Genomic DNA, 19,143 nt, shown 5'->3' on the forward strand with positions numbered 1-19,143 from the left:
CAAGGGTAGTCCATGTACCGGGTTGGTGTATCCGCGCGCTTCCCCTTGTTCCCCCAGGCCCCGCCCGTGGGCAGACGGCCTCGACGGCCTCGCTCGCGCCTGGGAAGGCGGGTGCCACGGCCGAGACGTCGGGGAGCGAAGCAGTCGCGGCCGAGACCGGTGTGGCCCAGGCCGGGTGTGGCCGGTTCCGAGGTTGAGCGGCGGTCCGTGGATGAGGCGCCCGGGGCGCGGCGGCGTACCGTCGCTCTCGCCGGGGCGGCCATCGCCGCCGTCCTCCCGTCGGCCGCACTCGTGGTGAATCTCCTGCCCGGCGACGGCGATGACGACGGCGTCCGCGGCGGGAGGCTGTCCGTGGAGGCGGCCGTCTCCCGGTCCGCCGGGGAAAGTACCGGCGCCTCCAAGTCGGCCGACGCGAAGGGGGAGTCGGCCGCACCGTCCGCCACGTCGGGCGGCGGTTCCGCGAGCGGGGCCACCGCGCCGACGGTCTCCGTCAATCCGTACAAGTGGGAAAGCCCGTGCAGCCAGCACTATCTGATCAACCGTCGGTCCGAGCACGTTCCTCCGCAGCCGCCTGAGCAGGAGGCGCGCGCGTGGGTCACCGCGCTCGGCGGGGTTGCGGCCGGGCAGCAGATGCTCGCACTGACCGTGCAGGGCACCGGGAAGGCCACCGTCGTCCTGGAGGACCTGTATGTGCGCCGAGCCGAGCAGGCCGCCCGCGCCCCCGCGAGCGGCCTGCCGGCTTCGCCGAGCCCTACTGACTAACCGTCAGCTCTGCTCGCCTGTACGGCGCCTGCGCGCGAAGTACACCGCGGCGGCGCCGACCGCCGCGACCGCGAGACCGGCACCCGCGATGACGGGGGTGCTGCTCGACGCGCCGGTTTCGGCGAGGTCTCCGTTCGGGGCCGGGGTGTTCGCCCCCGTGTCCGTGCCGGGCTCGGGCGTGGTCGCCGAGTTGCTGGGGGCCGGGGTCTCGGACTCGTCCTCTCCGGGCGTGGCCGGGTCACTGGGGGCCGGGGACTCGCCCGTACCGGGGGTGGCCGGCGCGGTGGGGGTCGGGGATGCGCCCCGACCGGGCGCCTCGTTCTCGGCGAGCACCGCCGCGAAGGTGCCTGCGATCAGCTTGTGGCCGTCGGCGTTGGGGTGCGGGTCCTGCTTTGTGCACGCCCAGGTCAGCTGGCAGATCTTGGCGACGTTCGCCGGCACCTCGCCCGCGCCGGGCACGTTCACCTGGGTGGTGAAGTCGTCCGAGGAGAAGGCCCCGGCCACGTCCGCCACCTTGAAGCCGGTCGACTTGTACACCTGGGCGATCCCCGCGTTGGCGGACTTGACCAGGGACGCCGACTCCTTGGCGGCCTGCTGCCCCGCCGGACCCTGCAGCCAGGCCGCCAGGAACGGGTTGTGGTACGTGGAGCCCACGAACCGGGTGTTGTCCGTGCCCGCCTTGCGGAGCGCGCCCGCGATCTGGGCGAGGTTCTTCGCCATGGTCTGACTCCGGCTGTTCAGGCACGCGCCGTCGAGGGTGCCGGCCGGGCTGACGCAGTTGAGGAGGATGTCGTTGGCGCCCACGCTGAGGGTGACGTAGGCGACCTTGCCGTGGTGCTGGGCCATGGCTTTCAGGGCGGCGTCCAGTTGGGACTTGGCGTCGGGGTAGTCGCACTTTCCGCCGCCGATGAAGGACTCGGTGGTCTCGGCGGTGCAGCCCAGGCGTATGTGCTTCAGTCCGGGAGTGCGCTGCTTGAGCTGCGCGTAGAGCTGGTCGGTGTAGGCGACGTCGGTGTCCTTGTCGACGTCCGGCTGGTAGCCGGAGGCCAGGGAGTCACCGAGCGAGATGTAGTACGTGGTGTCCTTGCCGTCGCCAGCCTCGGCGGCGGCGGCCAGCCCGGGCGTGCTCAGCACGACCGCCATGGCGGAGACGGCCAGAGCGGGGCCGAAACGCTGAAGGGATCTCATCACTTACGTGCGCTTTCCAGTGGGTTGGGGGGTTGGATGCCGAAAAGCGTCGGCGTGAGACGTGGTGGGACGCAGCGAATCTCATCCGCAGCGGTTTCCGGGCACCCGAAGGCGCCCTTGGTGAAGGCATAGGAGGTCTTCGCCTCCGCGAGATTGCCGGTTCTGTCCGACTTCGTCTCTGAGACGCGGGCGTCAATCTAGCAGGCCGAAAACCGCCTTGAATATGGGGCGCTGATAAATCCATGGTCACGACGACACATGTAACCGTCAGAAAGGCGCGGGCGGCCGGGAATTGGTGACGGGACCCGTTGGTAGCCATTCGCTGAGTGATCTACTGGGCGCTGAATAGTCCTTGTGCGCAGGCCGCCCACCTGCGCGGGCCGAGGTCCAACTGTCGGGTCGGAGCTGGTGTTTGAGCGTAGTGGTCGACCCTTTTGTTCGAGGAGTCGAATGGCATCGGACCTCGTGTTCGGCGGGCCGAATGACCCCGATCGCAGAACGCAGACGCTGGGGGTCGGTCCGGGCCAAACATTCGGCGGAATTGGACCATGATGTTCTGAGCACCGCCGGTCAGCCGGAGCGCCGGCCACGATACGCCGCACCGGTCAGCCGATTGGCATCCGAGTTTCACAGGCCACGCCCGCGTCCTTGGGATGCGCAGGCTCCGGTGGAACTGTCCTGCCCATCGCCCACCAGCCGCGAGCGTCTGGGCCCGCAGACGCCGAAGTCGGTCATCGTCGGCGGGCTGCCCGGCACGGGCACCCCGGCCGGCCGCGGCATCGGCGAGGGTGCCGACAGCACCACCCTGCATCCGGTGTCCGGGCCCAGCGACGGCACGCGCCGCGAGCGGCAGGATTCACGTCACCCGTAACGAACCGACGACGAAGCCACCAGGGGCACTTCGGCGATGAGGGTGGCCGCAGTGGCGATGCCGGCGAGACCCGTCAGGCGCCTGGCGGTGGTTGCGTACATGGTTGTCTCCCGGGTTGTCCGTATTGGGTCGGCACGATGGCCCTCGCCAGGGACTGGTCAGATCACCATGAGGTGCCCTGAAAAAAGCTCCGGTGCGAGGCAACCCTGTGCGGGGCCTGTGACGACAAGGGGGCGGATCCGGTCAGTTCCGGTGCCCGGATTCGCTTTCCTCTGGTGAACGGCCTGCAAGGAGAACACCCCCTCATGAACACCCCCACGAACGGCGGGCGCCGCGGGCGTCACCGCCGTCGTTGGACCGCCACCGGTCTGCTGCTCGGCGTGCCCGCCGTCCTCGTGCCTTATCTCCTGTACGCGCAGGAGGACTCGCAGGCCGCGACGGTCGACGGCGCCGCCTACTACCGTCTGGTCTCCGTGCGCAGCGGCAAGGTGCTGGACGTCAACGGCTTCTCCACCGCTGACGGCACCCGTATCCAGCAGTGGACCGACCAGAACACCGCCAACCAGCAGTGGAGGCTGAAGCCCACCGGGGACGGCTACTACCAGCTGGTGAACCGCAACAGTGGCAAAGTGCTGGGTATAGCGGGCAATTCGACCGCTCAGGGGGCCGCCGCCGAGCAGCAGACCGACAGTTCGGCCACCTCCCAGGAGTGGAAGATCGAGGAGGTGAGCGGTTCCGACGCCGTCACCTTCGTCTCCCGCAGGAGCGGGCAGCTCCTGGACGTCTCCGGGGGCTCCGCGACCGAGGGCGCGGCAGTCATCCAGTATCCGGGCCGGGGCAGCACCAACCAGCAGTGGAAGCTGGTGAAGACGGCCGAGACCCAGACGGCCGGGGGCGGCACGGCACAGACCACGGCCGCGGCCGGACCGTATGTGTGGAAGAACGCCCAGGTGGTTGGCGGTGGTTACGTCACCGGGCTGGTGTTCAACCCGCGCGAGAAGGGCCTGCTGTACGCGCGCACCGACATGGGCGGCGCCTACCGTTGGGACACCGCGGCCGAGCAGTGGATCCCGCTGACCGACTGGATCGGCGAGAAGGACTGGAACCTGCTGGGCATCGACTCGGTGGCCACCGACCCCGTCGACCCCGAGCGGCTCTACCTCGGGGCGGGCACCTACACCAACGAGTGGGCGGGCAACGGCGCGATCCTGCGCTCCACCGACCGGGGCCGCACCTTCAAGCGCACCGATCTGCCCTTCAAGCTGGGCGGCAACGAGGACGGCCGCGGGGCGGGCGAACGGCTGGCGATCGACCCCTCGGACAACCGCACCCTGCTGCTGGGCACCCGCAAGAACGGCCTGTGGCGCAGCAACGACCACGGCGTGACATGGCGTCAGGTCTCCTCGTTCCCCGTCAAGGACGGGGCGAGCAGCGGGGCGGGCATCTCCTTCGTGACGTACGGCCCCGCCGGCAGCAAGACGGTCTACGTCGGCGTCAACGACAAGTCCACCTCCCTGTACCGCTCCACCGACGGCGGCAGCACCTGGCAGGCTGTCCCCGGCCGGCCCACCGGCCAACTGCCGCAGCACGGCGTGCTCTCCGGTGACGGCTCGCTGTACCTGACGTACACCAACGCCCTCGGACCCAACGGCGTGACGGCGGGCTCGGTGTGGAAGTACACGCCGGACCGCGGGGCGTGGAAGAACATCTCCCCCTCCCAGGGCAACTACGGGTTCTCCGGTCTGGCCGTCGACCCGCGCAAGCCGTCCACGGTGATGGTCACCACCCTCGGCCGCTGGTGGCCCGAGGACGAGATCTACCGCAGCACCGACGGCGGCACGACCTGGAAGGCACTGGCCGACAAGTCGGTGCGCAACGCCTCCGCCGCTCCTTACGTCGGCACGCACACCGGGCACTGGATGACCGCCCTGGCCATCGATCCCTTCAACTCCGGGCACGTGCTGTACGGCACCGGCAACGGCATCCTGCGCAGCAAGGACGCAGACGCCTCCGACAGCGGCGGCACCAGCCACTGGAGCATGGGCGCCCGAGGGCTGGAGGAGACCTCGCTGCTGGACGCGATCGCTCCGCCCGGCGGCGCCACCGTCATCACCTCCATGGGCGACCAGGGCGGCTTCCGGCACGACGACCTGACCAAGGTGCCCGCCGGGCGACTGAGCAACCCGATGATGTCCAACAGCACCGACATCGACTTCGCCCAGTCCAAGCCCTCGATGATGGTCCGCGTGGGCCGTGGCGGCGAGCAGGACGGCGCCTACTCCACCGACGGCGGCAGCAGCTGGAGCGGCTTCAAGGCGGAGCCGGTGGCCGGTGCCCAGGACGGCCATGTCGCGCTCGCGGCGGACGGTTCCACCATCGTCTGGACCCAGGCCGGTCAGACCCCGTACCGCTCGACCGACAAGGGGGCGAGCTGGTCGAGGGTCAGCGGCCTGGGCAACGACGCCGTGGTCGTCGCCGACCGGTCCTCGGCCAGGACCTTCTACTCACTGTCCGGCGGCACGCTCTACGCCAGCACCGACGGCGGCGCGACCTTCACCGCCCGCGCCACCGACCTGCCCGCCGACAGCCGGCTCACGGCCGTCCCCGGCATCGCCGGGGACCTGTGGATCACCGGCGGCGGCAAGGGGCTGCTCCACTCCACCGACGGCGGCCGCACCTTCACCACGCTGAGGTCCGTGCAGTCCGCCTCCGCCCTCGGCTTCGGCAAGGCCAAGCCGGGCACCGGCTACCAGGCCCTGTACCTGATCGGCACCGTCAAGGACGTCACCGGAGTCTTCCGCTCCACCGACAAGGGCGCCACCTGGCTCCGCGTCAACGACCAGGCCCACCAGTGGGGTGCCATCGGCGGCGTCGGCGTCATCACCGGCGACCCCGACACCTACGGCCGCGTCTACGTCGGCACCAACGGACGCGGCCTCCAGTACGGCGACCCGTCCTGACCCAGGCGGGGGTGCGATCGAGCCGGAACAAGGCCGGGAGGACGACGACACGGACGCCCGCCTCGGACTTGGTCTCGCCGGGAGCGCGCCTGCCGTTGGTCCGCTCCGGCTCGGCGACGCGGACGCGGATCACCAGGTTGTCGAGGTCGACGTCACCCCGCCACACAGCTTGACTCGGTGCCAGTCGTAGGGTGCTGGGCGTGGACAGCACCCTGCGATTGCCGACAGAAGAAGACATGGAGCTGGTCGAGTTCGCCCAGCGCATTGTGAAGGCCAACGGCGACGGGGAGGTGCACACGGTTGGCGCCGCTGTCCGAGATGCGCGAGGACGGATATTCGGTGGCATCAACCTCTACCACTTCACTGGCGGACCCTGTGCAGAGCTCGTGGCACTGGGGCATGCCCGTGCGGCAGGTGCGCGTGAGCTGGCAACCATTGTTGCTGTCGGCGACAGGGGCCGCGGTGTGCTCGCGCCGTGTGGCCGTGATCGGCAGGTCCTTCTCGACCACCATCCGGGCATACGCGTCCTGGTGCCCACGGCCGACGGGGTTCGCAGCATCGCCATAGCGGGCCTGCTGCCACACAGCTATGTATGGGCCGATCAGGCCGCGTCCTCTGAACCGGGCTGCCAGGCGACGGCGAGGCAGTCCATGTATTTCCACCGGGACTATCTCGACGCCGTCCGCACCGGACGGAAGACGACGACCGTTCGCTTCCGTGATCCGGTTGCCACCGGGCCGGTCAACATGGTCTTCGAGCTGGATGAGGAGGTGGTGCTACGGGGTGTCGTCACGCAGATCATCTCAAAAAGGGTCGACGAGCTGACCGAACAGGACGCCATCGCCGACGGATTCCGCGATCTCCAAGAACTGCACGACAGGCTGCGGTACCACTACCCCGACATCGTTCCCGCCGATGATATTGCCATCGTCCAGTTCCGCTTGGCTGACGCGTGAACCCACAGCGGCGGACAACCGCGCATGCCTACGGACCCTCGCACCAGGTGAGCCCATCAGAGTGCTGACAGCAGCCCTGGACATGCTCCCTGACCCACCCTGCGTGGAGCACAGTGGCACCTGTCCATCCGCGAACGCGGCAAGCCGGGCACGGTAGCCGTCGCGCGGTCAGATGGGGCCGGCCCTGTGAGTGCCGGGTTTGCGTGCCTGCGCGAGCAGCGCGCGGCGAGCACGTCACGACGCTCTGCTCGCGGTCGACGGTCATGTTTCGGAGGCTTATTTCTTAGATGTGCAGATCTTCGTGACTGTCCGTGTTCCGTGCAACGGTCCCGCGACGCGGGATGTCTCATGGGATGTGGTGCGCTTCGCACCTTTCACGGGGAACACGGGGGATTCACATGAGTGATCGTCGTTCAGCCGCGCGCGATGCGCGCGTCCGGGCCGCCGAGGCCGAGTTCCAGCGCCACGTGCCGGTCCACGCAGCCAACGGGGAGGAGACGGACCACCCGTTCGTGGCCAACTACTCCAAGGCGCTGCCGCACAACAAGTTCGGCGAGGTCGACCCGGCCGCCTACCACCTGCTGCGCCGTGCGCTGGCCACCGGGAGCTACGAGGACTTCGAGCGGATCCCGCTCGGGGGCACGCGAAAGCTGGTCAACCCGCAGGCCGGCGCCTCGTTCGACCTGCAGGGTCCGGACGGCCAGGCACTGGCCGTCCGGCCGGCACCGCGCATCGACAGCGCGGAGAACTCCGCCGAGGCGGTGGAGCTGTACTGGATGGCGCTGTGCCGCGATGTGCTGTTCACGCGGTTCGGCGACAGCGAACTGGTCGCCGAGGCGGCAGCGGACCTGAGCGGGCTGTCGGACTTCCGGGCGCCCAAGCAGAACGGCCAGGTCACCGCGCAGACCATCTTCCGCGGCGACACCCGGGGCGACCTGGTGGGGCCGTACATCTCGCAGTTCCTGCTCAAGGACGTCCCGTACGGCACGCTGCGGATTCCGCAGCGGCAGGACACCCTGGTCCGCCCGGTCGACCACCTGACCACCTGGGGCGACTGGCTGGAGGTGCAGAACGGCTCCGAACCCGAGCCGGACGAGCGGGACTTTGCGACGCGGCGCTACATCCAGACGCCCCGCGACCTGGCGCACTACGTGCACTTCGACGCCCTGTACGAGGCCTATCTCAACGCCGCTCTGATCCTGCTGGGCATGAACGCCCCGGCGGATCCGGGCAATCCGTACACCTTCTCGCGCAACCAGATCGGTTTCGGGACGTACGGCGGGCCGCACATTCTCTCGCTCGTCACCGAGGTGGCCACCCGGGCGCTGAAGGCGGTGTGGTTCCAGAAGTGGTACGTGCACCGGCGGTTGCGGCCGGAGGAGTTCGGCGGGCGGGTCCACCAGCAGCTGCGCGGGCAGCGCGAGTACCCGATCGACAGTGAGGTGCTGGACTCCGTCGCGGTCAAGCGGGTGTTCGAGAAGTACGGCAGCTACCTGTTGCCGCAGGCGTTCCCCGAGGGCAGCCCGACCCATCCCTCGTACGGGTCCGGGCACGCCACGGTGGCCGGGGCGTGCGTGACGATCCTGAAGGCGTGGTTCGACGAGTCGCACGTCCTGGCCGACCCGGTCGTGCCCAGCACCGACGGCACCGTTCTGGAGCCGTACACCGGTCCGGACGCCGGCCGGCTCACGGTCGGCGGCGAGCTGAACAAGGTCGCCGCCAACATCGCCACGGGCCGCAACATGGCCGGTGTGCACTGGCGCACCGACTTCACGGAGGCCGTGCGGCTGGGTGAGGAGATCGCCATCGGCATGCTGCGCGAGGCGAAGGAAGTCACCCTGGAGGATGCGGTGTTCACCCTGAGCCGGTTCGACGGCAGCACCCTCGCCGTCTGAGGATTCGGCCCTCTCCCCCGAGTCGGCTACCGCCCTGGGACAGCGCCGGGCCCGGGCTCGCACAGCGGGTCCGGGCCCGGGTCGTCGAGAAGCCCGGCCCTCCGGCGAACGGAGCAGAGCACCGCTGAAGGCGACGGTGCGGCGTAAGGATTCCGTCATCACCTGCGGGGTGTGGGACGGACGCCGGCTTCCGTTGAATGGGGCAGGACAGACAGACTCCCAGAAGGCGAGGCGGGGATGGGGCGCGTGCGGAAGGTACTGACCAGGCCGTTGGTCATCGCGGTACTGGTGGTGGCGGTCGGCGGAGCCGGCTTCGGGCTGTACTGGTTCCAGCCGTGGAAGCTGTGGCAGAACGAGACCGTCGAGGAGGCCCTGCCCCAGGCGGTGGAAACCTCCGCACCTGCTGCGGTGGCGCCCTCCGAGACGCCCACCAAGCCGGCCGGACCGCAGACGCTGGCGAGCGGTGAGCTGATCAGTCACGAGCACGCGACATCGGGCACCGTGAAACTCGTACGGCTGGCCGACGGCTCCCACATCGTCCGGCTGGAGAACCTCGACACCAGCAACGGTCCCGACCTGCACGTGTGGCTCACCGACGCACCGGTGAAGGAAGGGACGGCCGGCTGGCGCGTCTTCGACGACGGCAAGTACGTCAGCCTCGGCAAGCTCAAGGGCAACAAGGGCAGCCAGAACTACGCCCTGCCCGAAGAGGTCGACCCGGCCCGGTTCAGCAGCGTCAGCATCTGGTGCGACCGGTTCGACGTCTCCTTCGGCGCTGCGGAACTCGCCCGTGTCTGACAGGCCCTGACGGCACTGGCGCTGCTCGGGCCGCCCGCTTCAGGCCGGCGCGTCGAGAGCAGCGAGGATGTCGGCCGTTGCTCGGGTGAGTACGCCCGCTGGGGCTGCATGGTCTCCAACGCGCACGCCGGGGCCGAGAACAGCGACCCCGAGGTACGCGCTGTCCTGGACCAGCACCACCGTGAGCTGCGCGAGGCGATGTACGCCGCCCTCGTCACCGCCGACCGCGAAGGGCAGCTCGCCCCTGGCGCCGACCCCGGAGCCTCCGCGGATCTGCTGGCACTGCTCGCCTATGGCGTCAACCTGCGCTCCCGTGCCGGTGCGGATGCCGCGACGCTGGGCAGGACGGTGACCGCCGCCCTGGACTCGATCGGCGTCCGGGGGGCGGCGTAGAGGTGCGCGGATCCGTGAGCGCCGTCGCCTCCCAAGCCACGAGCGCGAGTTCGGTTCTCGTCATCCGCTCCCTGTGAACCTCCAGGTCGGGACCCGGGGGTTCTTTGTTCTCCGGGATCGAGCGGGCCAGGCCTGTCCACCGCCTTTCACCTGTGCGAGCGTCTCCTTTCCGCCACCACCCCCTGATAAGATCCGGCCACTTGTGCGAGGGCACGGGCCCTCGCAGGGGAGGGAACCTTAAGTGGGCAGACACGCCCCGAGACGGGGCGGGCTGGCCGCCGCCGTCTCCTCGCTCGTCATCGCCGTCGCGGCGGCGTCCGTCACCGTCCTTTCGCAGGGCAGCGGATCCGCGGAAGCGGCCGGAGGCGACACCACCGCGATCACGCTGGTCGACCCCAGCTCGGCCACACCCCGCACCGACCGCCCGTACGTGGCCGGCGACAGCGGCTTCCTGCACCGGCAGAGCGGCAGGTCCGGGCTGCTGTGGACCGACTACGCGACCGGCAGGACCGTGACCGTGGAGAACGCCGACGGCGTCTACACCCCAGGCACCGGCTGCACGTACCTCGGCTCCGAGTGCCGTAACGCCTGGTACGGCTCGGACAGCGACCTGGTCGCCCTGCCGACCACGACCAGCGACGCGTACGCCACCCTCTGGGACCCGGCGACGGCCACGTCCAGGAAGGTGAGCTGGAACGGCTCCATCCAGTACGGCCAGGGCTACTACCGGGCCCTCGCCGGCGACACGATCGTCACCACCCAGTCCCTGATCGACAAGGTCGACGGCGCGTGGCGCACCCGCAGGGTCACCGGGGACGCGACGAGCGTGGGGAGCGAGGACGTCCTCGCGGCGGACTCCTCCGGCGTGCTCTGGTCGGTCGGCACCGGCACGATCGGCTACATCGACGTCGCCTCGGCCGTGAACACCTATGCGTTCACCGACGCCACCTACGCCTCGCACTACGTGATGAGCGAGGACCGCATCGGCTGGTACCAGGCCGGCACCGCCGAGCTGCACCTGAAGTCCCGTACCGACCTCACCGGCCCCGAGCAGGTCGTCACGCTGCCCGCCAACCCGGGCACGCTCGACGGCGATCCGGTCCTGGTCGGCGACTGGCTGCTGCTGCCGCTGTCCTCCAGCTCGCTCGGCTCCAAACTGCTCGCCGTCGACGTGAACGACCCCTCGGTTCAGCAGACCCTGCTGGCGAGCGCGGGCGAGTACACGCTGGCCGCCGGTGACGACAGCGCGCTGGTCTCCGGCGGCACCGACGCCACCGACTGGTGGGTGCGGCGGGTGAGCCAGGCCGAGGACGGCACGCTGAGGATGGAGAAGGTGCTCCAGTCCCCGGCGGTGGAGAACGCCAAGACCGGCATCGCGCTCAGCCGCGGCAGCCTGCGCGTCGCCGAGGACGACCCGGACACCGCCGCGCACCTCACGTCCGTGCGCACCCTCACCACCAACGGCTCCTCCGAGCTGACGGCGTCGGACGCCACGGAGAGCAGCAAGGTCTACAGCCCCGTCTGCCCGTACGCCGGCACCACGTGCGCGGCACTGTGGGGGAACCTCGCCGCCGAGGACGTCTATCTCGGCAACTACTACTACGACGCGGAGCTGAAGGAGGACCGGCTGGTCGCCATCGGCGGCCACCAGCTGGAGTTCGGCACCACGGGCGGCTCGATCGTCGACGCCGGAGACGACTACGCCGTCTACAACTCCGGCGGCAGCACCCCGGCGCAGTACGTCGGCGAGTTCGGCCAGGGCCAGAAGCTGAAGCGGTCCGTGCGCGCCGCAACCCTGAGCGGCTCCACCCTCTGGAGCGCCACCACCACCGCCGGCACGCTCACCTCGTACAGCCTCCCGCTGGAGAAGTCGCTCGCCACGGTGACCGTCCCGGGTCTGGCCTGCGTGCCGGGCGAACTCCAGGCGGCGGGGCGCTGGCTGTACTGGGCCTGCGGGACGGACTCGGCGGGCGTGTACGACACCAAGGCCGGTACGTCGACGGCGGTCACCCCCGGTGACGTGCTCCTCGGCGACGGCTTCACCGTGCGCCACGACCACACCACCGGCACCCTGGTCCTCACCGAGGCGGCCACCGGCACCACCCGCACGATCGCTTCCGACCTGCCCGACAAGGGCCTGCCCGCGGACCGCCGTTACCGCTGGACGGTCGACGAGTACACCGGCCTGGTCGCCTGGTTCGACGACTACGAGCGCACTCACGTCATCACCACGGGCATCGCCCCGTCCGCCGTGACGGCTCTGAAGACGTCGATCGGCAGCGACTCCGTGGACCCGAACATGCCCTTCCAGGGCCGCTGGGTGCTGTCCCGCCCGGTCACCTCCTGGTCGCTCACCTTCACCTCGGTCCAGAGCGGTGCGACCGGCAAGGCCACCCGCACGATCACCGGAGGCGCGACACCGGACCTGGTGAGCGCGACCTGGAACGGCAGGACGGCGAGCGGCAGTTACTTCCCCAACGGCCACTTCACCTGGACCCTGAAGGCGACCGGACTCGGCACCGCCACGGTGACCACGGTGACGACCGGCGATGGCTACCTGCAGCGCGGAGCGGCGGTGCGCCACGACTTCGTGGACGGCCCGGATGGCCGAGGCGACCTGCTCACCCTCAACTCCTCGGGCGGGCTGACCTTCCACTCCGGCACCGGCACAGGGAAGTTCGGCGACAAGTACACGGGAACCGGCTGGGCCACGTCCATCACGGCGATCCCCTTCGGCGACCTGAGCGGTGACCGCTGCAACGACGTCCTCGTGCGCTACAGCAGCGGCGCCCTGCGGCTGTACAAGCCGGGCTGCGGGGCGGCGGTCAAGCCGTCGACGCCGTACACGACCCTCGCGAGCAGCGGCTGGACGCAGTACAACGTCCTCACCTCGCCCGGCGACGTGAGCGGCGACGGCCGCCCGGACCTCATCGCCCGCAACTCCTCCACCGGAGCCGTCTACCTCTACAAGGGCACCAGTGACGGCAAGCTCTCCTCCCGCGTCAAGCTCTACGACAACTGGAAGGGCTACAAGAAGATCGTCGGAGTCGGGGACATCACCGGCGACGGCAGGGCGGACCTCCTGGCCCAGGACACGTCCAGCAACCTCTACCGCTACGACGGCAAGGGCGACGGCACCTTCGCCGCCCGCGTGAAGCTGTTCGGCAACTGGGGCGGCTCGTACAACGCGGTCGTCGGCGTCGGCGACATCACCGACGACGGCAGGCCGGACCTGGTCTCCCGCGACACCAGCGGCAACCTGTGGCGCAACAGCGGCGACGGAAAGGGCTCGTTCGGGCCGCGGACGCAGATCGCGAGCGGCTGGAGCGGCTACAAGTCCCTTTCATAAGCGGTGAGCTGATCCTCTGAGGGCGCCCGGCGACTTGATGTCACCGGGCGCCTTCGCATGTCCGGAAGGTCGGCGCCGCCGCTCCGGGAACCCATCGTCCGGCCGTGTGCGCCGTATCACGCACTTCAGGACTGCCCAAGTTGTCCAGGTCACAGCGCAAATGTCCCTTTGGCGTCCATGCTCTAAGCGCATGTCGACACCCTAAGTGGGGCGCACCGGCATCAACTTGGCGCGAAGCGTCGAAGTGACACACGACACATCATTCCTGACGTACTTCCCCAACACCTGCTCATTCCCCCTTTCTCTCACTTTCCCTCGCTTTCCCTCGCTTTCCCTCCCTTTCCCCCCAGAGAGGTGCCCACCATGGCCGCTTACCTGTGCCCTCCTGCCGTGATCCACGGCAGGCACACCGTGGAGACCAGCCAGATCGTGGCGGAAGTACGCGCCCGGCATCCGCACGCGCCGTGGGCGCCGCGAATCGACGGCATCGCGGCCAGTACGGGCATCCGGACCCGCGGGTGGATGCTGCCGCTGGAGACCGCCGTCGCGCCCGGCGACGGGAACGGCCTGCGGGCCGCCGGCACCGGACCGGCCCGGGAGGCGCTGGCCCGCGACGGGTTCACCGAGCAGGACGTGGACCGCGTGATCGCCGCCCTTGAGTCGATACCCGCACCGCAGACGGTCCAGGAGCGCACCGCGCCGGCCTGGGCTGCCGTGCAGTCCTACGGGGAACATGCGGCGCGCGGGGCCCTGCAGATCGCCGGGCTGGACGCCGCGGACGTCGACTGCCTGATCACCAGTCACTCCACCACTCCCGCGCTGCCGGGGCTGGACATCGCCCTGGCCAACAAGCTCCCGCTCCGCAACGACGTGATGCTGCTGCCGGCCACACAGTGGGCCTGCGTCGCCGGGACCCGCTCCCTGGCGCTGGCGGGGGATCTCGTGGCCGCGGACCCCGACCGGGTGGTCCTGGTCGTGATCGCGGAGGCGCTGAGCACGACCTACCAGCCCGCGGACGACACCCTGGAGTCCCTGATCGTCCGGCTGCTGTTCGCGGACACCGCGGTCGCCGCGGTGGTCACGGGCCGCCCGAGGCCCGAGTCGGTGCTGCGGCTGGACGCCGCCTGGCACCACACTCTGCCCGGCACCCAGGATCTGCACCGCCTGGAGACCCGGGCGGACGGCACCCACTTCGTGATGGACCGGCGCGGACCGCGCGCCGTGCAGGAGACGGTCACCGCGATGTGGGAGTGGCTGCGCGTCCGTTACCAGGACGACCCCGGCTCCTGGCACCCCGACGTCCTGCTCGCGCACCCGGGCGGGACACGGGTGCTGGAGTACATGGAGCAGACGATGCCCGACGGGTGGCCGTCGGGGCTGCTGGACTACAGCCGGGACAGCTACACCAGCGGCAACCGCGGAGGCGCCGCCGTGTTCGACATCCTGCGCAGAGCGCACGACGCCGGACAGGAACCGGGCAGCCGTGCCGTCCTGTACGCGGCGGCCCCGGGCCTCACGGCCACCGCCGTGGAAGGAGCGTGGCTGTAGTGCCGGCTCGCGCCGTACCGGCGGCCGGGCCGTCCATGCCACCGGTCGGCGCCCGTACCGCCGGTGGCGCCCCCTGACGAGCGCACGCCGGCCGGCCCGCCCGCGGCCGCGTCACCTCCCGACCGCCGCCCAGACCACTTTGCCGGTGTCCGTCCACCGCACCCCCCACCGGCTGGTGAGTCCGTGCACGACGTGCAGGCCACGGCCACTGTCGTCGAAGGGTCCGTTGCGCCCCAGCCGCGGCCTGCCGTTGCCGGTGTCGCCCACCTCGCACAGCAGCCCGTGACCGGCCCTGATCAGCCGTACCGTGACGGGGCCGGTGGCGAAGCGCACCGCGTTCGTGACCAGCTCGCTGACCAGCAGCATCACGTTCTCCCGCGTGTCGTCCCCGGTGTGCCATTGCCGCAGCAGCGCGGAGACCTGCGAACGGGCACGGGCGGGGGCGTCGTCGCGGGCGGGCAGCCGCCAGGTCGCGGTGTCCCCCTTGCGGTAGCCGATCATGCGCGCGAGCAGCAGGGTCACGTCGTCGCGGCGGCGCCCGGGCGCCAGCGCGGAGACCACGCGCCGCGCGGCCTGCTGCAGGGCGTCCCAGGGGTGCACCGCGGACACGAGATCCGCCAGCCTGCCGATGCCCTCGTCGATCGATACGGCGGGATCCTCCACCAGGCCGTCGGTGTAGAGGGCGAGCAACGTGCCCGGGGGCGCGGCGAACGTGTGCACGTCGAACGGCTCCCGCAGCGCGAACTCGGCGCCCAGCCCGGGGTGGGTGCGCACCGCGACCGGGCCGGCCGGCCCGTCCGGGGGCACCAGGACCGGGGGGAGGTGGCCGGCGCTGGACAGCGCCACATGGTGGCCGACCGGGTCGTAGACGGCGATGCAGCAGGTCGACCCGAGGGCGCTGTAACCGGCCGCGAGCCCGGACTCCGCGTCGTCCAGCAGCGACACGGTCTCGTCCAGGTGCTCCAGCACCTCGTCGGGCGCCAGCCCCGCGGACAGCAGCGCGCGGGCCTCCATGCTCAGCTGTCCCATGGTCGCCGCTGCTCCCAGACCGTGCCCGACGACGTCACCGACCACCAGCGCGGTACGGCCGTCCGGCAGCGGAAAGCTGTTCACCCAGTCACCGCCGACGCCCGCGCTGTCGGGGGTGGCGGGCTGGTAGACGCTGGCGGTCTCGATGGTGTCGCCGCCGGACCGTGGCAGCAGCCGGCGCTGCAACGCCAGCACCTGCGTGTGTTCGCGCTGGTGCTGACGGGCCAGGTCGACGTGGTGAGAGGTCCTGGCCACCAGTTCCTGCAGGTCGAGCAGCTCGCTGTCGTCGAAGGGGCGGTCCGCCCGCCGCCAGACCTCGGCCACGCCCAGAACGACGGGCGGCGCACCGTCCAGGACCAGCGGTATGCACGCCACGCTCGCCGCCCGGTCACCGGGCACCAGGGCACGGACCAGACGCGGACTGCCCAGTACCCGCTCGATCGCCTCCCGGTCGGGTATGACGATGGCCTGCGCGGCGTCGTCACGCCGTACCGCATGCGACAGCAGGCGACTCGCATCGCTGGGAAGATCGTCCCCCGGCGTCACATAACCGTCGGGCCACGCCCGGTCCGGCACCAGGGCCGCCCGCCGCAGCCGGATCCGCCCCTGCGGCTGCTCGGTGACCGCCTCACCCGTCCACACGGCGAAGTCGAGGTCGATGGCGGCCACGTCTCCCCAGGCCAGCAGAGACTCCGCCAGCGACTGCGCGGTCTCACCGATGTCCAGCGAGGTGCCGATGGCGGTCTCGGCGGCGTACAGGTGCAGCCTCCTGGCCATGGCGATCAGGGAGACGGTCAGGCCCTCCTGAGGGGCCGCGGCGGCCAGGATGCTCATCGAGACCACCAGCTCCGACCCGTCGCCGCGCCGCAGCCGCTGGACCCGGGCGACGTGCGGCTCACCGGTCTCCAGAACCTGCCGCAACCGTCGGGTGACCGTCGGTACGTCCCCGGGAGGCAGGAGATCGACGAAAGAGCTCCCGGTCCTGGCGTCCACCCCCTCGAAAACGGGGGCGTCCAGATTGCAGCGGGTGATTCTCAGTTCCCGGTCGAGGTTGACCGCGCCGAGGATCTGCTCCTGACGGCCGGGGGCGGGGTGGGCGGGGACGCGCCGGGGGGCGGTGCGGTCGTCCTGCGACTCGGCAGAACCGGCGGACGCTGCCGCTCCGCCGCGCGGGATGTACTGCCCCAAGGCGCTGCTGACCATGTCGAACGGCGACGAGGACGAGGGGGAGGATGTGGAGTCCATGCGGCTCTCTCAGCTCGCTCGCCAACCCCGGCACAGCGCCGGGGCCGAACCAGAACCCGGGCGATCGGGTCCCGACATTCCTGACCGCACACCTCATTCAATAACAACCCGGGCCGCTTCGCCCACACCAGCGGATCGCACAGCGAACGCGGACAGTGAGGGAGGCAGCACGCCGCCTCCCGCGCTGCTCGCCGAGTTGTCCGCGAACACCCCCGGGATTGTCCGTGATCGGTAACGGACGCATCCCGCGGCCGCCGGCCCTCGTCCTGCCAGGTGGTCGCAAGGCGACCGGGGATCGGCGAGGAACTGTGCGAAAGCGGGGCGGACATGGCACGGCACGGCGGCGGGCGGGGCTGGTACGGCAAGGTGGTCGGTGCGGCGCTCGGAGTGACGCTGCTCGCCACCGGTGCCTCGGTGTGGACCGCGCAGGCCGGTGCCGGGGGCGGCTCGTCGCCGAAGGCGGCCGCACCGGCCACGCCGGGCAGTGCCGTCAAGCCGGTCGCGGTGACCATCGCGCACGCCTCGGACAAGGGAGCGCGCGGCGTCAACATCACCATCGACGACGGCCCCGACCCCGTGTGGACCCCTCAGGTGCTCGATGTGCTGCGGGAGTACGGAGCGAAGGCCACGTTCTGCATGGTGGGGACGCAGGCGCAGGCCCACCCGGACCTGGTGAAGAAGGTGGTCGCGGCCGGGCACCGGCTGTGCGACCACTCGGTGTCGCACGACACCACCATGGACAAGAAGTCCCAGGCCTACCAGTCGCAGCAGATACTCGACGCCGAACGCATGATCACCGAGGCGTCCGGGGGCGTACGGCCGATGTACTACCGGGCGCCCGGCGGGGCCTTCACCCCCTACAGCCGCAAGCTCGCCGCCTCCCGGGGCATGCGCCCGCTGGGCTGGAACGTGGACACCAAGGACTTCGAGCGGCCGGGCACCGACGCTGTCGTCGCCACCGTCCAGCGGGAGCTGCCGGGCGGGCCGACGCTGCTCTTCCACGACGCGGGAGGCGACCGCTCCCAGACCGTCGAGGCGCTGCGCCGGATCCTTCCCTGGCTCAAGGAGCAGGGCTACTCCTTCGGCTTCCCGGTGCGCTGAGCCAGGGCCCTGGCCGGTCCCCGGGGAGGGGCGTGGCCCGGCACGGTGCCGTGCGGAAGTCTGTCACGGCGAGTCCACATCTCCGTGCCTGCCGGAGTTAGGGTCGGACCACGGGCGCCGCGCACGCCCGGGTCCCTCGCCGCATCCCGAAACGAAGGTGCTATGCCCGCTGAGAACGCCTCTGTCGCCGGCAACCTGGACGACGACGACTACCCCGCCTACACCATGGGGCGGGCCGCCGATGTTCTCGGCACCACCCCTGCCTTCCTGCGGGCCATCGGCGAAGCCGGGGTGATCACTCCCCTGCGTTCGGAAGGCGGCCACCGCCGGTACTCGCGCCGCCAGCTGCGCATCGCCGCCCGCGCCCGTGAACTCGTCGACCAGGGCACTCCCATCGAGGCCGCGTGCCGCATCATCTCGCTCGAGGACCAGCTCGACGACACCCTCCGCCTGAACCGGGAAATGCGCCGGACGCTCGACGCGCACGGCGCGGATATCTAGTCCCGCCAGTGCAGAAATACAGGTGACGGCGGGATGAGAACCTTTGGACGATCCGGAAAACGCAGGGGACTTCCACCCGGCCCTGTGTTAGCGTGATAGCAGTTGCAGTTTTGATTGCCAGTTTTCGCAGAGCTTTCCGGGTCTTTCCGGAGGGGTGATCATCGCGGCGACTCGGATCCGTAAAGTGCGGACTCCGGCACTGCCCCCCAAGGGAGATTCAATATGGCATCTGGCACCGTGAAGTGGTTCAACGCGGAAAAGGGCTTCGGCTTCATCGAGCAGGACGGCGGCGGCGCTGACGTGTTCGCCCACTACTCGAACATCGCCACCAGCGGCTTCCGCGAGCTTCAGGAAGGCCAGAAGGTTACCTTCGACGTCACGCAGGGCCAGAAGGGCCCGCAGGCCGAGAACATCGTTCCCGCCTGACGCTGACGCGCATCATGTGGCTGGGGCCCGCGCTCTCGGGGTGCGGGCCCCAGCTCATTGCTTTCCGGGATGCCCCGGATTCCTGACAGCCCGGCTTCAGCGCCGAAGGCCCGGCTCTTCA

The 19,143-nt window shown here is 70.3% G+C and carries 14 protein-coding genes and 1 pseudogene; 12 read left to right on the forward strand and 3 right to left on the reverse strand.

Annotated features, from left to right (window positions below):
• Positions 1-207: 207 nt before the first annotated feature.
• On the forward strand, positions 208-762 hold the full coding sequence (locus NW895_RS25250) for a hypothetical protein (RefSeq protein ID WP_289938254.1): 555 nt from the start codon (positions 208-210) through the stop codon (positions 760-762).
• Positions 763-765: 3 nt separating this feature from the next.
• On the opposite strand, the gene NW895_RS25255 is transcribed toward NW895_RS25250, so the two are convergent.
• Positions 766-1,905, reverse strand: a complete 1,140-nt coding sequence (locus tag NW895_RS25255) for a GDSL-type esterase/lipase family protein (protein ID WP_289938333.1) — start codon at positions 1,903-1,905, stop codon at positions 766-768.
• 712 nt (positions 1,906-2,617) lie between these two features.
• On the opposite strand from NW895_RS25255, the gene NW895_RS25260 reads away from it, so the two are divergent.
• The gene (locus NW895_RS25260) at positions 2,618-2,821 is read left to right on the forward strand and encodes a hypothetical protein (protein ID WP_289938256.1); all 204 of its coding nucleotides are present in this window, start codon (positions 2,618-2,620) and stop codon (positions 2,819-2,821) included.
• 305 nt (positions 2,822-3,126) lie between these two features.
• Positions 3,127-5,781, forward strand: coding sequence for an RICIN domain-containing protein (locus NW895_RS25265; RefSeq protein WP_289938259.1), 2,655 nt, complete (start codon positions 3,127-3,129; stop codon positions 5,779-5,781).
• Between the two features lie 31 nt (positions 5,782-5,812).
• On the opposite strand, the pseudogene NW895_RS25270 reads toward NW895_RS25265, so the two are convergent.
• Positions 5,813-5,947, reverse strand: a pseudogene (locus tag NW895_RS25270) (site-specific integrase); the annotation flags it as partial.
• Positions 5,948-5,981: 34 nt separating this feature from the next.
• Here NW895_RS25270 and NW895_RS41265 point away from each other — a divergent pair.
• From NW895_RS41265 to NW895_RS25305, 6 genes are all read left to right on the forward strand, one after another.
• On the forward strand, positions 5,982-6,737 hold the full coding sequence (locus NW895_RS41265; RefSeq protein ID WP_354670107.1) for an ASCH domain-containing protein: 756 nt from the start codon (positions 5,982-5,984) through the stop codon (positions 6,735-6,737).
• A gap of 398 nt (positions 6,738-7,135) precedes the next feature.
• Entirely contained in the window at positions 7,136-8,632 is a 1,497-nt protein-coding gene (locus tag NW895_RS25285; RefSeq protein ID WP_289938262.1) for a vanadium-dependent haloperoxidase, read from the forward strand.
• Between the two features lie 237 nt (positions 8,633-8,869).
• On the forward strand, positions 8,870-9,430 hold the full coding sequence (locus NW895_RS25290) for a DM13 domain-containing protein (protein WP_289938264.1): 561 nt from the start codon (positions 8,870-8,872) through the stop codon (positions 9,428-9,430).
• A 108-nt stretch (positions 9,431-9,538) separates the two neighbouring features.
• Positions 9,539-9,823, forward strand: a complete 285-nt coding sequence (locus NW895_RS25295) for a hypothetical protein (RefSeq protein WP_289938266.1) — start codon at positions 9,539-9,541, stop codon at positions 9,821-9,823.
• Positions 9,824-10,064: 241 nt separating this feature from the next.
• On the forward strand, positions 10,065-13,172 hold the full coding sequence (locus NW895_RS25300; RefSeq protein WP_289938268.1) for a VCBS repeat-containing protein: 3,108 nt from the start codon (positions 10,065-10,067) through the stop codon (positions 13,170-13,172).
• 363 nt (positions 13,173-13,535) lie between these two features.
• Positions 13,536-14,720, forward strand: a complete 1,185-nt coding sequence (locus NW895_RS25305; protein WP_289938270.1) for a type III polyketide synthase — start codon at positions 13,536-13,538, stop codon at positions 14,718-14,720.
• A 111-nt stretch (positions 14,721-14,831) separates the two neighbouring features.
• Here the strand turns inward: NW895_RS25305 and NW895_RS25310 are convergent, their stop codons facing one another.
• The gene (locus tag NW895_RS25310; protein WP_289938272.1) at positions 14,832-16,994 is read right to left on the reverse strand and encodes a SpoIIE family protein phosphatase; all 2,163 of its coding nucleotides are present in this window, start codon (positions 16,992-16,994) and stop codon (positions 14,832-14,834) included.
• A gap of 327 nt (positions 16,995-17,321) precedes the next feature.
• On the opposite strand from NW895_RS25310, the gene NW895_RS25315 reads away from it, so the two are divergent.
• The 3 genes from NW895_RS25315 (at position 17,322) to NW895_RS25325 (ending at position 19,022) form a co-directional block, all read left to right on the forward strand.
• Positions 17,322-18,095 (forward strand): polysaccharide deacetylase family protein, encoded by a 774-nt coding sequence (locus tag NW895_RS25315; protein ID WP_289938275.1) that lies wholly within the window; start codon positions 17,322-17,324, stop codon positions 18,093-18,095.
• A 162-nt stretch (positions 18,096-18,257) separates the two neighbouring features.
• Positions 18,258-18,596 carry a MerR family transcriptional regulator gene (locus NW895_RS25320; protein WP_289938276.1) on the forward strand — a complete coding sequence of 113 codons (339 nt, stop codon included), beginning with the start codon at positions 18,258-18,260 and terminating at the stop codon, positions 18,594-18,596.
• Between the two features lie 222 nt (positions 18,597-18,818).
• Positions 18,819-19,022, forward strand: a complete 204-nt coding sequence (locus NW895_RS25325; protein WP_007383480.1) for a cold-shock protein — start codon at positions 18,819-18,821, stop codon at positions 19,020-19,022.
• Positions 19,023-19,143 lie beyond the last annotated feature (121 nt).

This window comes from Streptomyces sp. S.PNR 29 (assembly GCF_030386795.1).
Taxonomy (GTDB): domain Bacteria; phylum Actinomycetota; class Actinomycetes; order Streptomycetales; family Streptomycetaceae; genus Streptomyces.